Source organism: Nocardia sp. NPDC058666 (assembly GCF_042714895.1).
Lineage (GTDB): Bacteria > Actinomycetota > Actinomycetes > Mycobacteriales > Mycobacteriaceae > Nocardia.
This window is the reverse complement of the sequence record NZ_JBHXRY010000004.1, coordinates 447,296-461,592: the sequence shown is the minus strand read 5'-3', so window position 1 is coordinate 461,592 and position 14,297 is coordinate 447,296. Positions and strand designations below refer to the sequence as shown.

16 protein-coding genes are annotated in these 14,297 nt (G+C 67.3%); 7 read left to right on the top strand and 9 right to left on the bottom strand.

The genetic code is table 11. The features are described 5' to 3' along the window. Positions 1-145: 145 nt before the first annotated feature. Complete coding sequence (locus tag ACFWVD_RS13840) at positions 146-748, bottom strand: TetR/AcrR family transcriptional regulator (RefSeq protein ID WP_379242456.1); 603 nt, start codon at positions 746-748, stop codon at positions 146-148. Between the two features lie 160 nt (positions 749-908). Between ACFWVD_RS13840 and ACFWVD_RS13835 the strand changes: the two genes are divergently transcribed. Beyond that, positions 909-1,649 carry an SDR family NAD(P)-dependent oxidoreductase gene (locus ACFWVD_RS13835; RefSeq protein ID WP_379242454.1) on the top strand — a complete coding sequence of 247 codons (741 nt, stop codon included), beginning with the start codon at positions 909-911 and terminating at the stop codon, positions 1,647-1,649. 93 nt (positions 1,650-1,742) lie between these two features. Here the strand turns inward: ACFWVD_RS13835 and ACFWVD_RS13830 are convergent, their stop codons facing one another. Then, positions 1,743-2,291 (bottom strand): hypothetical protein, encoded by a 549-nt coding sequence (locus ACFWVD_RS13830; RefSeq protein WP_379242452.1) that lies wholly within the window; start codon positions 2,289-2,291, stop codon positions 1,743-1,745. Next, entirely contained in the window at positions 2,291-4,132 is a 1,842-nt protein-coding gene (locus ACFWVD_RS13825) for a DEAD/DEAH box helicase (RefSeq protein WP_379242518.1), read from the bottom strand. Before ACFWVD_RS13825 ends, ACFWVD_RS13830 begins: the two co-directional genes overlap by 1 nt. 138 nt (positions 4,133-4,270) lie before the next feature. On the opposite strand from ACFWVD_RS13825, the gene ACFWVD_RS13820 reads away from it, so the two are divergent. Then, positions 4,271-5,014, top strand: coding sequence for a TetR/AcrR family transcriptional regulator (locus tag ACFWVD_RS13820; protein ID WP_379242450.1), 744 nt, complete (start codon positions 4,271-4,273; stop codon positions 5,012-5,014). 97 nt (positions 5,015-5,111) lie between these two features. Here the strand turns inward: ACFWVD_RS13820 and ACFWVD_RS13815 are convergent, their stop codons facing one another. Further along, the gene (locus ACFWVD_RS13815) at positions 5,112-5,306 is read right to left on the bottom strand and encodes a hypothetical protein (RefSeq protein WP_379242448.1); all 195 of its coding nucleotides are present in this window, start codon (positions 5,304-5,306) and stop codon (positions 5,112-5,114) included. Positions 5,307-5,710: 404 nt separating this feature from the next. Between ACFWVD_RS13815 and ACFWVD_RS13810 the strand changes: the two genes are divergently transcribed. Genes ACFWVD_RS13810 through ACFWVD_RS13800 form a run of 3 tightly spaced genes read left to right on the top strand, consistent with a single transcriptional unit; the run spans position 5,711 to position 7,809 of the window. Then, positions 5,711-6,082 carry a DUF952 domain-containing protein gene (locus ACFWVD_RS13810; protein WP_379242447.1) on the top strand — a complete coding sequence of 124 codons (372 nt, stop codon included), beginning with the start codon at positions 5,711-5,713 and terminating at the stop codon, positions 6,080-6,082. Positions 6,083-6,141: 59 nt separating this feature from the next. After that, a complete protein-coding gene (locus ACFWVD_RS13805) occupies positions 6,142-6,624 on the top strand; it encodes a cation:proton antiporter regulatory subunit (RefSeq protein WP_379242445.1) in 483 nt (160 codons plus the stop codon). A 6-nt stretch (positions 6,625-6,630) separates the two neighbouring features. Further along, positions 6,631-7,809, top strand: a complete 1,179-nt coding sequence (locus ACFWVD_RS13800; protein WP_379242443.1) for a cation:proton antiporter — start codon at positions 6,631-6,633, stop codon at positions 7,807-7,809. A 34-nt stretch (positions 7,810-7,843) separates the two neighbouring features. Here ACFWVD_RS13800 and ACFWVD_RS13795 read toward each other — a convergent pair whose 3' ends face one another. From ACFWVD_RS13795 to ppgK, 3 genes are all read right to left on the bottom strand, one after another. Next, positions 7,844-8,713 (bottom strand): MHYT domain-containing protein, encoded by an 870-nt coding sequence (locus ACFWVD_RS13795; protein ID WP_379242441.1) that lies wholly within the window; start codon positions 8,711-8,713, stop codon positions 7,844-7,846. 209 nt (positions 8,714-8,922) lie between these two features. After that, positions 8,923-10,287, bottom strand: coding sequence for an RNA polymerase sigma factor (locus tag ACFWVD_RS13790; RefSeq protein WP_379242439.1), 1,365 nt, complete (start codon positions 10,285-10,287; stop codon positions 8,923-8,925). A 247-nt stretch (positions 10,288-10,534) separates the two neighbouring features. Further along, positions 10,535-11,293 carry a polyphosphate--glucose phosphotransferase gene (ppgK, locus tag ACFWVD_RS13785; RefSeq protein WP_379242437.1) on the bottom strand — a complete coding sequence of 253 codons (759 nt, stop codon included), beginning with the start codon at positions 11,291-11,293 and terminating at the stop codon, positions 10,535-10,537. A gap of 108 nt (positions 11,294-11,401) precedes the next feature. Between ppgK and ACFWVD_RS13780 the strand changes: the two genes are divergently transcribed. Then, on the top strand, positions 11,402-12,301 hold the full coding sequence (locus ACFWVD_RS13780) for an inositol monophosphatase family protein (protein WP_379242435.1): 900 nt from the start codon (positions 11,402-11,404) through the stop codon (positions 12,299-12,301). Between the two features lie 5 nt (positions 12,302-12,306). Here ACFWVD_RS13780 and cei read toward each other — a convergent pair whose 3' ends face one another. Further along, the gene (gene cei, locus ACFWVD_RS13775) at positions 12,307-12,990 is read right to left on the bottom strand and encodes an envelope integrity protein Cei (protein ID WP_379242433.1); all 684 of its coding nucleotides are present in this window, start codon (positions 12,988-12,990) and stop codon (positions 12,307-12,309) included. 376 nt (positions 12,991-13,366) lie between these two features. On the opposite strand from cei, the gene ACFWVD_RS13770 reads away from it, so the two are divergent. Further along, positions 13,367-13,669, top strand: a complete 303-nt coding sequence (locus tag ACFWVD_RS13770; RefSeq protein ID WP_379242432.1) for a DUF4193 domain-containing protein — start codon at positions 13,367-13,369, stop codon at positions 13,667-13,669. A gap of 40 nt (positions 13,670-13,709) precedes the next feature. Here ACFWVD_RS13770 and ACFWVD_RS13765 read toward each other — a convergent pair whose 3' ends face one another. Then, positions 13,710-14,246, bottom strand: a complete 537-nt coding sequence (locus tag ACFWVD_RS13765) for a DUF3093 domain-containing protein (RefSeq protein ID WP_379242430.1) — start codon at positions 14,244-14,246, stop codon at positions 13,710-13,712. Between the last annotated feature and the right edge of the window lie 51 nt (positions 14,247-14,297).

Genomic DNA, 14,297 nt, shown 5'->3' with positions numbered 1-14,297 from the left:
GGCGTAACCAGCATGCCGGACCTATCCGGGACTTCGCGGTCGGCTCGAAGATCCGGCGCCCGGATTACCTACCCAACGTTGCTTGACGCGGCACTAGCTGCCAGTCGCGGCATCGCGTCGTCGGTAGTGCTCGACGAGCGGCGTACTAGCTGACCGCCGCCGCCAGCACCTCGAGCGCGCTGTCGGCAGCGGCATCGAGCTCGTCTCGGCCGACGCCGTCTCTTGCCTGGATCGAAAGTCCGTACAGCACAGTGCTGTAGAGAGTGGCAAGCGCGGCGGTGTCGGTGGCGGGGGACAGATCGCCGTCGGTGACGCCGCGGTCGAGCCGGGCTCGGATCTGCGCGGTGGTGTGGCGGCGGGCCTGCGTGAGGAATTCGCGCACCGCCGTTGTCTTGCCGGTGTAGGTGGCGCCCGCGAGCACCACCATGCAGCCGGTCGGCAGGGCGGGGTCGGCGTAGGCCGCGATGTTGTCGCGCAGCATCGCCTCGATGGCGGCATAGGCGGTGGGCTGATCGCGCAACGCCCGCGCGGTGTGTGACCCCTCGGTGCGGCCGTAGAGCTCGACCGCCGCCCGGAACAGGGCTTCCTTGTCGCCGAAGGCCGCGTAGAGGCTGGGGGAGTTGATGCCCATCGCGGCGGTGAGATCGCTCATCGAGGCGCCGTCGTAGCCGAGTTCCCAGAACACCTCCATGGCGCGGCGCAGCGCGATATCGCGATCGAAGCCGCGGGGGCGGCCGCGTTCTGCCATGGGGAAGCCTTTCTGTGCCGATCGGTAAATATACCGCGCGTGCCGGCGTCGACGGCAGCCGGTCACTCATTCTGTATCGATCGATACTAAATTTTGACGGCGGGATTCGGATGTGCTTCTCTATTTGTGTATCGACCACTACAGAATTGGAGCGTGCCTGATGACCAACAGCAACAACACTGTGGCCCTGGTGACCGGCGGGAGCCGCGGGATCGGGGCGGCCATCGCCCATGCACTGGCCACCGCGGGTAATGATGTGGCGTTCACCTACCAGCGTGACGAGGTCGCCGCGAAAGAGGTAGCCGCCGAGATCGAGTTGCTGGGCAGGCGAGCACTACCCATCAAGGCCGACAGCGCCGACGCCGCGCAGGTCGTCGCCGCCGTCGAGCAGACCGCGCGCGAACTCGGCGGCCTCGACGTGCTCGTGAACAACGCCGGCATCTTCCCCGCCAAGCCCTACGCGGACTTCACCCTCGACGAGATCGACCGTGCGCTGAACATTCACGCCCGCGCCGCCTTCGTCGCCGGCCAAGCGGCCCTGCCGTATCTCGGTGACGGTGGCCGGATCATCTCCATCGGCTCCAACCTGTCCGAACGTGCGCTGTTCGGCGGGCTGTCGCTGTACAACCTGAGCAAATCGGCCCTCAACGGTTTCACCAAAGCCCTTGCGCGCGAACTGGGTCCGCGCGGCATCACCGTCAACCTGGTCCAGCCGGGCTCCACCGACACCGAGATGAATCCGGCCGACGGCCCGCACGCCGCGACCCAACGAGAATTCACCGCGCTGGGCCGTTACGGGTCGCCCACCGATGTCGCCGACCTGGTCGCGTTCCTCGCCGGTCCCTCGGGTCGCTCGATCACCGGCGCGATTCTCACCGTCGATGGTGGGACCAACGCCTGACCGGTCGGCACCGTCGGCCGACTTGCGAGCGGTTCCGTCCGACGGCGTGGATGCCACCGCAGCGCGGGGTCGGTGGCATCCACGCCGGAGGATTCAGGTGGCCGGGGTGAAGAACTGGGTCGGGTCGAGGGTGTGGATGCTGGTCCAGCGTGGTTCCTGGACGGGAGCGTCGGATTCGGTGGTCGCGTCGAAGTAGCCCTGCAATTCCAGTGCCAGGCGCGGGTTTTCGTCGACCTTGCGGGCGATCGTGTACAGCGTCGCGAACACGTGCAGGCACCGTGCGGTGCGCGCCGAGCAGGAGCAGTCGGTGCTGACCAGGGTCGGCGCGGGGGAGTGGCCTGCGTCCAGGACGGCGCGGTGCATGTCGTCGGTGAGGATGGTCGGGTCGGTGATCGTGTGGCCGATCGCCGACGCCGCTTCCCTCGACAGCGGTGCCACTTCGACGTGGGTGATGGAGGCCTGGCCGCCGCGGTGCAGGTGCGCGCGCACGGTCCGGCCTTCGATTTCCAGGCGGACACCGTCGTTGCGGGCGATGCTGCGGGCGCGGGGCAGCAGTGGTTCCGGGCGGGTTTGACGCAGCGGTTCGGCCAGGCGGACCCAGTCCCGGCCCCAGGCGGTGTATCCGAAGTCGTTGTCGGGCATCAGTTCTCTCGCTTCCGTCGCAGGATGTCGACCAGGGCGTCGTCGTCGAGGCGGGCCAGTTCAGCGATGCCGGCGGCGTCGGACAGGTCGGTGAGCGCGGACTTGCGGGTGTGCATGGCCGCGATGTGTTCTTCGACGGTGGTCGCGCTGGTCAGGGTGGTTACGGTGACGGTGCGGGTCTGGCCGATGCGGTGTGCACGGTCTGACGCCTGCGCTTCGACCGCCGGGTTCCACCAGCGATCGAAATGGATCACGTCGGCGGCGCGGGTGAGGGTCAGGCCGGTGCCCGCGGCGCGCAGGCTCAGGATCAAAACCGGTGGGCCGTCGGGGGATTGGAAGCGGGTGACGATGTCGGCGCGCTGGTCGGCGTCCAGGCCACCGTGGAAGAACGGGGCTTGCACGTCGAACTGTTCGGCCAGGTGACGCACGAGCAGGTCACCGGTTTTGCGGTACTGGGTGAAGATCAGTGTCGGGTCGCCGGTCTCGAGATTGGTGCCCACGATGTCGGTGCACAGGTCGAGTTTGCCGGAGCGGCCTGCTATTTCGTCGAGATCGCCGGAGATCAGGCCGGGGTGATTGCACACCTGTTTGAGGTGGGTGAGCGCGGCGAGCACCCGGCCTTGACGTTGCAGGCCCGAGCCGAATCCCTCGTCGAGGGCCTGCGCGAGCACCGCGTCGTACACCCGTTCCTGCTCGGGCGTCAGATCGCACAGCAGATCACTGTGAATCTTCGCGGGCAGCGATGCCGCCACTTGAATCTTCTTACGGGCCAACACCACTGGTTCGATCGCATCGCGCAGTCGAGCCGCTGCCGAGGTCGAACCCTCCTCGATAGGTCGCACGAACCGCCGCCGGAACTGGGTGCGATGCGCGAACAGACGCGGCACGGTGAGGTTGAGCAGTGCGAACAGTTCGTCGAGATGGTTCTCCACCGGCGTGCCCGTCAACGCCACCTTGGCCTGCGCGGTCAACGCCCGCGCCGCCCGCGACACCTGCGTGCGCGGATTCTTCAACGCCTGCGCCTCGTCGAACACCACCGTGGCCCACTGCCGGCTGATCAACGCCGCACCGTGCAACCGCAAGGTCGGATACCCGGTGACAACCACCGTGCCCGCCCCGGCGGACACCTCACCCCCGCGCCACGACACCGCCTTCAACCCCGGCGCGAACCGCTCGATCTCGTGCACCCAGTTGCCCACCAGCGAAGTCGGACACACCACCAACTGCGGCCCGTCGGCCCGCCCCTGCAAAAACCCGATCGTCTGCACGGTCTTACCCAGCCCCATCTCATCGGCCAGCACCGCCCCGCCGTACGCCTCGACGGTCTCGCGCAACCACCCCACCCCGCGCACCTGATAGGGCCGCAGCGTCACATCGAGGACCCCAGCGAGGGTCCCGTCGAGTGCCTGGGTCTCCCGCAGGACGCGCATGGCTCGCTGCGCCGACACGATCGCGGTGCCGACCGCGTCCGGGACGGCGTGCGCGGCAGCCGGCAGGTCTGCTTCGGTAACTGGCGTTATCGGGGCGTCGGGGCTCGCCGCAGCCCGACTGCGCGCGGGCTGCGAAGCGCCAGTCCGTCGTTTCGACCGCACATCGCCCGCTGGTTGCGTCGATGATGGTGCGGCGGCCAGTAGCGCACGCCAGGCCAGTGCGGACGGCGCGAGTTCGTCGAAGTTCGACTCCGCCAGTTCGGCGGCCGTCACCACCGTGGTCGCGACCTCGGCAGGCTCGATCGCGCCCCGCTCGCCGACCGGCAACGCGAGCGCGAGCACCTCGGGATCGCCGATTCCCGTCGGCGCGGGCCCGGCCTCGCGACCGTTCCAACTCCACAATGCGAACAGGTGACGGTCGGGCAGATAGGTGGCCTGAATGGCGGACAGAACGTTCTCCTGACGATCGGGCAGCACGAACAACCGAACAACGTACACTGTACTGAGTTTGTTCCGCCGTGCCAGAAACAGTTTCAGGGAGGACCGCTCGTGCCCGCCGATGACGAGAAGACCGCACAGGTCATCCTCGAACTGCTGTGGCGCCACACCGCGCCCGCCAAACCCGGCACCCGCGGCCCCAAACCCGCCCTCACCGTCGACACCGTGGTCGCCGCGGCGATCGCCCTGGCCGACCGCGACGGCATCGACAAGCTCACGATCCGCGCGGTCGCGGCCGAACTGGGCGTGCGCGCGATGAGCCTGTACACCTACATCCCCAGCAAGGAAGCTCTGATCGTGCTCATGGTCGACGCCGTCGCCACCGAGGACGCCCCGATCCCCGACGACCTACCGGTCCGCGACCGCATGATCGCCATCTCCGCCCAGATCCGCGCCGAACTGCTCGCGCACCCCTGGCTGCTGGAAGTGTCCCCGTGGCGCCAGGTGCTCGGTCCGGGTCGGATGGCCCGCTTCGAGCGCCAGCTGGCCGCCATCGACGACATCGGCCTGACCGACCTGGCCATGGACCGCGCGATCGCCGTGCTCACCGACTTCGCCACCGGCAACGCCCGCCTGGCGGTGGCGGCGGCGGGCGCGGCCGCGCAACAGAGCGACGCGGACTGGTGGCAGGTCAACGGCCCGCTGCTGGCCACCCTGATCCCGCACGACGCCTTCCCGCTGGCGGGCCGGGTCGGTACCGCCGCGGGCGAGCATCACCAAGCCCCCGCCGACCCGCACGGCGCCTTCGACTACGGCGTCACAACGCTGGTGAACGGCATCCTCGCCGACCTCTGAGCACCCCCGGACAACGCAACAGCGGGCGCCCTGTTCGGGTCGCCCGCTGTCGGCATGTTCTGTTGTCAGATGTTGTTGTTTCGGACGCGAGGAGTGGTCAGATCGCGGGAGCTGTCTCGGTGTCGATGACGGCCTCGAGCTCGCGCAAACGGTCCATGTGTTCATTCGCGTGGTGCTGGCAGAAGAGCAACTCGCCACCCGCGGGAAGAACTGCACGCACTCGGGCAGCCGCCCCGCAACGATCGCAACGATCAACTGCGGTCAGTGGGGTGCTGGTCAGGGTTCCTGGCATGACTCCTCCGTCCCGGCTCCCGGCGCTGCGTGGCCGTTCGCCTAGGTGTGGGCCTCGTGGTCACTCCACGAGGCTCGCATCCGCTACTTCCCAGCAGTGGTATGACTACTCTGTCAGACGTTCGGGGTTCAGGCTTTGTTCCCGGATGTGAATCTTTGTGTTTTCGATAACAGACCTGCGGTTTCGCTGAAAGCGAACACCGCGGGCCGATGGTCTCGAGTACTCGCCGATCACCCGCGAAGCGCTGATGCCACCTCCCCTTTCGATCTTGTCACTCACCGATATGTCGCTCGCTGCGGTGTTGCTCGTTACGCACCGCGCGCAACCACCGAACCGGGCCGTGCATCTCGACGCTGTGACAGGGTCTAGATCGTCCGAACCTGTTGTCTACCCGGAGATTACCCGTGACATCCGACACTCACACGCTTGTTCACCTGTGTTCTTCCCAAGAATGGGAACAAGTTCGCAACAGCGGGCAGCGCACGCCGCCGTCGCTGGCCGACGCGGGCTTCGTGCACCTGTCCACGCCCGAGCAGGTGCACTTGCCCGCCAATCGCCTGTTCGCCGGCCGCACGGACATGGTGCTGCTGTGGCTGGACCCGAACCTGTTCACCGGCGAGGTGAAGTGGGAACCCGGCGTGCCCACCGACCCGTCGTCGATGCTGTTCCCGCACCTGTACGCCCCGCTGCCGCTGGCCGCGGTGCTGGCCGCGCAGCCGTACCTGCCCGGCCCCGACGGCGTGTTCACCACACCGCGCCGGGACCCGGTTGTCTAAGCCGTAACGACAACGTGGCGTAGGCCACAACCGGACCTCCACGCGACTACTGTGGAGGGGTGAACGTCGACGTCACAGCGCTACCGGGCATCGGAGTGCGTAAAGATTTCGAAGTCAGGTCCGGGCGCCGCGTCGGGGTGGTCGCCCATCGCGACGGTGACATCGATCTCATCGTGTCCAAACCCGACGACCCGGACGCCATCGCCGCGCAGGTGCCGCTGTCCGCCGACGAAGCGTCGGTGCTGGCGAACCTGCTGGGCGCACCGCAACTGGTCGCCAAACTCAACGACGACCATCGCGACCTGCCCGGCATCACCACCCGTCAGCTGGCCATCGTCGACGAATCGCCGTACGCGGGCCGCACGCTGGGCGAAACCGGGATGCGCACCCGCACCAAGACCTCGATCGTGGCGGTGATGCGCGCCGGTCAGCTGCACCCCTCACCGGGCCCGGATTTCACGTTCACCGAGGGTGACCTGCTCGTGGTCGTCGGTACCCCGGACGGACTGGACGCCGCCGCGAAGATTCTCGTACACGGCTGACCGGCCGTGACCTCGCAGGCCCTGGCTCTGCTCGAGCTCGGCGTGATCTTGTTCGCGCTGGGGATCTGCGGGCGAGTGGCCGGCCGGTTCGGGATGTCGCCGATCCCGCTGTACCTGCTGGGCGGGCTGGCGTTCGGTCGCGGCGGTTTCATCGAACTCGACGCGGCCACCGAGTTCGGGCACATCGCCAGCGAGATCGGCGTGGTGCTGCTGTTGTTGCTGCTGGGCCTCGAGTACACCGCGCCCGAGTTGATGACCGGACTGCGTCGATCCTGGGCCGCGGGGGTGTTCGACCTGGTCGCCAACGCGCTGCCGGGGGTGGCGGTGGCGCTGATCATGGGCTGGGGTGTGGTCGGTGCGGTGGTGCTGGGCGGGGTCACCTACATCTCGTCGTCGGGGATCGTGGCCAAGGTCCTGGACGATCTGGGACGCCTGGGCAACCGGGAGACCCCGGTCGTGCTGTCGATCCTGGTGTTCGAAGACCTCGCGATGGCGGTGTACCTGCCGATCCTGACCATGATGCTGGCCGGGTTGAGCCTGGCCAGCGGAATGATCTCCCTTGCTATCGCGTTGGCGACCATCACCGTGGTGCTGGTGGTCGCGCTGCGATTCGGTCGCGTGGTCTCGGCGGTGCTCGACAGCGCCGACCGCGAGGTGTTCCTGCTGCAACTGTTGGGCGCGGCGCTGCTGGTGGCCGGTGCGGCCTCGGCGCTGAACGTGTCGGCCGCGGTCGGCGCGTTCCTGCTCGGCATCGCCATCTCGGGATCCACCGCGCAGGAAGCGGTGAAACTGCTGGAACCGCTGCGGGATCTGTTCGCCGCGATCTTCTTCGTCGCGTTCGGCCTGTCCATCGACCCTGCTGCGATCCCACCGGTGTTGGGCTGGGCGGTGGGGTTGGCGGTGGTGACCACCGGCACCAAGATCTGGGTGGGGTGGTGGGCGGCGAGCAAACAGGGCATCCGGCGGATGGGCCGCGCCAGAGCGGGCGCGGCACTGGTCGCGCGCGGCGAATTCTCCATCGTCATCGCGGGATTGGCGGTGGCCTACGGCAAGGCCGACGCGAAACTGGCGGCCTTGGCCTCGGCCTACGTGCTGTTGATGGCGATCATGGGCCCGATCGCCGCGCGAGTGGTGGAACCGGTGGTCGAATTCGTCCGGCGCCGAACAGGTTTCGCGACGAACTGATTTTCGCGATGAACCGATTTTCGTGACGAACCGCTCAGTCCACGATGCGGCGCGGCCAGGCTCCCACGCCGTCGTAACTCAATTCCTCGGTGCGGTATTCGTCTTGGGGAAGCGGTGTCACCCGGGCGGGTCGCGGTTCCTGATGACTGCGTGAGGTCAGCGCCATCGGCGGCAGCGCTTCCTCGTTCTCGATCTCGGTCAGGCTCACACTGATCAGCACCAGCATGGTCACGATGCTGCTGATCCCGATCAGCGGTGCCAACAACTGCATCGCCTCGGCGCCCGTGGTGGGTGCGGTGGAGTGCCCGGCGTGCGCGTGCATCGACGCCATGCCCGTGTAGTGCATCCCGCACACGGCCACGCCCATGATGATCGCCGCACCGACGGTGGCCAGAAAACCCTTGACGCGCAACGTGAACCACAGCGCCACGATCGACGCCACCACCGCGATCACCATCGACAACGCCACGATCTCGGGGTCGTAGGTCACCACCGCGCTGGACTTCATCGCGTACATGCCGGTGTAGTGCATGGTGCCCACCCCGAGACCGGTGATGGTGCCGCCGCCGACCAGTGAACGCAAGGTGGGCTGCGGTTTGTTGACCATGAACAGCCCGATCCCGACCACCACCATCGCGGTCACCGCGCTGAACAGTGTCAGCGGGATGTCGTAGCGAATGTCGGCGCCGCGGATGGTGAAACCGAGCATGGCGATGAAATGCATGACCCAGATACCGGTTCCGCCGATCGCGACGGCGGCGCTGATGAGCCAGCCCGCGCGGCCCTCGGTGGCGTTGCGTCCGCGCGCGGCGCACTGCAGCCCCAGCAGACATCCCGTGACCGACATGAAATAGGCCAGAACAGGGGTGATCCAGCCATAGCTGAAGTGATAGATGTCGAGCACGCGCGAAGAACCCTCAAATGCCGATACCGCAGACCATAGGCGGTAATACGAAAAGCTGAATGTGACGATACGGTGAAGTTCGCCGATCCGGGTGCTCCGCGGTGCAATCGGTCAGTGTGGGGTTCATCACGAAATGATTACTCCCGCAAACGAAACGAGGCCCGTACCACCATTGTTCGGTGGTACGGGCCTGTCCCGAAAAAGAACTGCTAGTCGAGGTAGTCGCGCAGAACCTGCGAACGGCTCGGGTGGCGCAGCTTGCTCATCGTCTTCGATTCGATCTGGCGAATGCGCTCACGCGTGACGCCGTAGACCTGACCGATCTCGTCGAGGGTGCGCGGCTGGCCGTCGGTGAGGCCGAAGCGCAACCGCACCACGCCCGCTTCACGTTCGGACAGCGTTTCCAGCACCGACTGCAGCTGATCCTGCAGCAGGGTGAAGCTCACCGCGTCGACCGCGACGACCGCCTCGGAATCCTCGATGAAGTCACCGAGTTGACTGTCGCCCTCGTCGCCGATGGTCTGGTCCAGCGAAATGGGTTCACGCGCGTACTGCTGGATCTCGAGGACCTTCTCCGGCGTGATGTCCATTTCCTTGGCGAGCTCTTCGGGCGTGGGCTCGCGGCCCAGGTCCTGGAGCAATTCACGCTGTATCCGGCCCAGCTTGTTGATCACTTCCACCATGTGCACCGGGATACGGATGGTGCGGGCCTGGTCGGCCATGGCGCGGGTGATGGCCTGACGGATCCACCACGTGGCGTAGGTCGAGAACTTGTAACCCTTGGTGTAGTCGAACTTCTCGACCGCGCGGATCAGACCCAGGTTGCCTTCCTGGATGAGGTCCAGGAACGCCATGCCGCGGCCGGTGTAGCGCTTGGCCAGCGACACGACCAGTCGCAGGTTGGCCTCGAGCAGGTGGTTCTTGGCCCGGTTGCCGTCGCGCACGATCCAGTTGAAATCGCGACGCATGGTCACCGACAGCTTCTCGCCCGCCTCGGCGAACTCGCGCATCTTCTCCGCCGCGAACAGGCCGGCCTCGATCCGCTTGGCGAGTTCGACCTCCTCTTCGGCGTTGAGCAGCGCGACCTTGCCGATCTGCTTGAGGTAGGCGCGCACCGAGTCCGCGGACGCGGTGAGTTCGGCGTCCTTGCGTGCTTGACGCAGCGCTTCGGACTCCTCCTCGTCCCAGACGAAATCGCCGGAGGCCTTGTCCTTCTCGGTGGGCTCCGCGGCGGCTTCGGTGGTCTCCTCGGCGACTTCCTCGACGACGACAACCTCGACGAGTTCGTCTTCGGCGACTTCGAGATCACCGAGATCTTCGATGTCGACCGACTCCTCGTCGAGCTGTTCCTCACCGCCCGCGCCCGAGGTCGCCTTCTTCGCGGCGGTCTTCTTGGCAGGTGCCTTCTTGGCGGCAGCCTTCTTGGCCGGAGCCTTCTTGGCTGCGGCCTTCTTCGCCGGGGCCTTCTTGGCAGCGGCTTTTTTGGCCGGTGCCTTCTTGGCCGGAGTTACGGCGTCGTCGGCATCGGCGTCGGAGGCCGGGTCGGCGGTCTGACGGGTATTCGTGGCTACCACGTACGCCCTTTCGTGACGGTCTCGTGCGGCGTCACGCCAGAGTGGTTTTCCGGCGGAGCGGTCGGTCGGGGTTGCACCGGCGATGCGTCGGCCGGGCGAAGTCGGCGCTTGCGTGCCCGGCTTCTCACGACCGGCCGCGGCCGGAAGATTTCACCGGCTCACCGCCGGACGTGTTCCATTGTAACGATCCAACCAGGGTACTCATGGCACGATGCCACCCAGGCGTTGCGTACGACGTCGAACCGGACTACGGCGCGACCCCGGCATCGATGGCCATCGCCGCGCCGACGATACCCGCGGTGTTCTTCAGAACGGCCGGAATCACCGGAGTTCTGTTGGTGAGCAAGGGAATCCACTGTTCGTGATCGCGGCTGATGCCACCGCCCGCCACGATCACCTTCGGCCAGAACAGATTCTCGATGTGACGCAACACCCGACTCACCCGCTGCGCCCACTCCGGGTAGGTCAGGCCCTCGTTGTCCTTCACCGAGGCCGCGGCCAGATCCTCGGCGTCCACGCCGTCGATCTTGAGATGACCCAGTTCGGAGTTGGGCACCAGCACGCCGTTGTACAGCAGCGCGGAGCCGATGCCGGTGCCGAAGGTGAGCAGCAGCGTCAGGCCCACCAGATCGCGCGCGGTGCCGTAGCTGTCCTCGGCCAGGCCCGCGGCGTCGGCGTCGTTGAGCACGGTGACTTCGCGCCCGCCCAGTGCCGCGGTGAACAGCGCGCGGGCGTCGGTGCCGATCCAGGCCTGGTCGATATTGGCCGCGGTCCTGGTGTGTCCGTCGAGCACCACGCACGGCATGGTGATGCCGACCGGGCCCGTCCAGCCCGCCTGCGCGACCAGTTCGGCCACGGCCGCGGCGACGGCTTCCGGTGTGGACGGCTGCGGTGTGGCGATCTTGATGCGGTCATGGGTGAGCAGACCCGTGGCCAGGTCGACCTCGGCTCCCTTGACTCCACTGCCGCCGATATCGATTCCGAATGCGTGCCCCCGAGCGGACATGATTCAACCCCTTGCTGACGCGGTCGACGTGCCTGACAGACACCAGCAAGAAGAGTAGCGGTTGTCACCCTCCCCGCGTGGCGTGACGACATGTGATGCGATGGGTGCGTGCCCGAATACACCGAGCCCGAGACCTCCACCGCCCCCACGACATCCGCCGATTACGAGCAGTTGCGGCGCCTCGCCGTCGAGCTCGCCGAAACCGCCGCCGCGCATGTGCGCGCCCGCCGACCGCAGGTGTTCGCCGACGGTGGACCCGTCGACGGTGCCGTGTCCACCAAGGGTCATGTCACCGATCCGGTCACCATCGTGGACACCGAGTCCGAGCAGTTGATCCGTGGCCTGCTCGCACAGCGCAGGCCCGCCGACGCGATTCTGGGCGAGGAGGGCGGCGGCGATGTCGGTGCCACCGCGCCCGGCACCGTCACGTGGGTCGTGGACCCGATCGACGGCACCGTGAACTTCCTCTACGGCCTGCCCGGGTACGCCGTGTCGGTGGCCGCGGTGATCGACGGCCGGTCCGTGGCGGGCGCGGTGGTCGATGTGGCGGGCGCGGTCACCTATAGCGCCGCACTGGGCGCTGGATCGCACGCTGTGCGCCCCGATGGCACTCGCACGACCTTGCACTGCACCCGGGAGGATTCGCTGGCGGTGGCGCTGGTGGCCACCGGCTTCGCCTACGGCAGTGACCGCCGCGCCCGTCAAGCGCAGTTGCTCACCGAAATCCTGCCGCAGGTCCGCGATATCCGCCGGCTCGGCGCCGCCGCCATGGACCTGTGCCACGTCGCCGCGGGCCGACTCGACGCCTACTACGAACACGGCCTCAACGCCTGGGACTGGGCCGCGGGCGCGCTGATCGCCGCCGAAGCGGGCGCGATCGTGCACGTTCCGCCGGTCACCGTCGGGGGAGCGGCGGGCGAACTGACAGTCGTCGCCGCGCCGGGCGTGGCGAAGGACCTCAACGACCTACTCGACCGAGTCGGCGCGACTGTCGCGTTGCCGGACTGATTACGTCAGCACTTCACTTCGCGGGCGGCGTCTAGCAGTTCTGGGTCGATCGACGACGAGCTTGCTCCGGGAGCGAGGTTTTTCAGTGACCGGAGCACAGCTTCGGCGTCGGCGCCGGGGCGCAGCGATTCGCCGAAGGCTTGGCCCAGGACCAGGTCGACGGTGTCGTCGGTGCGCGGGTCCTCGATGAGTTCGGCGCAGGGTGCCACCAACTGCACCGAGGCCGCGGCCGGTCGACCGTTCACGCCGAACCGGATCTGCCCGGTGCAGGTGAGGTCGCCGCTGACATAGACCGGATCGTTACCGACCTGTGTCCCCGGCGCGCCGGCGAAGCCGAGATCGGCCAGCGCCGAGGCGATATTGCCCGCCTGGCCGCTCTTGCCGTTGGCGTTGAACACCCGGACCTTGGACTCCGACAGGGCCGCCGGGTCGACTTCCGCCAGCCGCGTAGGGCCTACCCGAGAGCCCAGCGGGGCTGGTTGCGCGGCATTGGTCGCGGTCGGTGTGCTCGGCGCGTTGCACGCCATCGGTTCGTTGCTGTCGTCACGGGTACGGAACGCCGTGATCCAGACGAACAGGCTCACCAGAGCCAGCACGAGCACCAGCGCGAGCCAGAGCTCGGGCCGCCGTCGCGGAAAGGGTTTGCCGTCGCGATCAGTCGCGCTGCCTTCGGTGATCAGTGAAACCACGCGCTCACTCTACGAGGCCCGTGCCGGTGCGCGGGCCCCGGAGGTCCGCCCGCGTTTCGGCACAGGTGACGATTGTTCGTCGGTTTCCGCGCGGCAGGGGGTTTGATTGCGACTTTTGCCCATTCGTCCGCTATTGTCTGCCCGCCCAGATCGAATTTTTACCGGTGAAACGGTGGTCGGTCGCGGGAACAACAAGGGCATGTCCTGCGTTTACCGAACGCTGTCGGTGTAGATCCTCGAGGATCGAAGCCGATAGTCGACCGGTGCACGTGTGAGGTGTACCACCGGCGGGGCGGTACGAACGCCGGACCCCTGCGGGGATACCGGCAATCGACTGATCCGGGATATACGGAGTAAGGACTGAGGGGAAGACGACATGGCAACTGACTACGACGCACCGCGGCGCACAGAATCCGACGAGGTGTCGGAGGACTCGCTCGAGGAGCTCAAGGCCCGCCGCAACGAGGCGCAGTCCGCCGTCGTGGACATCGACGAGACCGATACAGCGGAATCGTTCGAACTTCCCGGCGCGGACCTGTCCGACGAGGTACTCAGCGTTCGGGTGGTCCCGAAGCAGGCGGACGAATTCACCTGCTCGAGCTGTTTCCTGGTGCACCATCGCAGCCGACTGGCCAGCGAGAAGGGTGGCCAGCTGATCTGCATGGACTGCGCTCTCTAAACGGAGCGAGTCGATCCCTACCGGGATCGGTGACGAAGGGTCAGCCCGCGCTCGGGAGTCCGAGCGCGGCTAAGACCTGTTCGGGCCTGCGCGTGCTGATCAACCAGTACGGCGTCGGGTCGTCCGGGTCGTCCAGAACAAGCAACGCCATCGGGCCGATCCAGGCCCGGTGCTGCACATAGGCGGCGGGGTCCAGTTGTCGACCCAGCGCCGCGCTCTTGGCCGTGGGCGCCACGGCCGCGGCCCGCGCGACGAAGCTCACCGGCAGGTGCGCCTGGTCCACGCGCAGTTCCGCGCTGCCGTCAGCGGCCACGGTGACTTCCAGGCGATGCCTGCTCATCCACAACAGAATCCACACCGGGATCGGTGCCAGCAACACGTACGGCAGCCAGGCCCGCAGCCCCGGCGCGCCCATGTGGATCTCGGCGGCCAGCAGGCCCGCGATCGCGAAGCCGACGGGCCACCACCACAGCGGCACCCACAGGCGTTCCCGATAGGGCGACGCACCGCCGGCGCCGCGCGCGGGCTGGTCGGTGTCTGTGGGCTGCGTGGTCGAGGAATGGGGCTGGTCGGGCACCCCTCAACACTAGGTCACCGCACCAGGGCTGCGACGAGAAGGTCCGGGTGA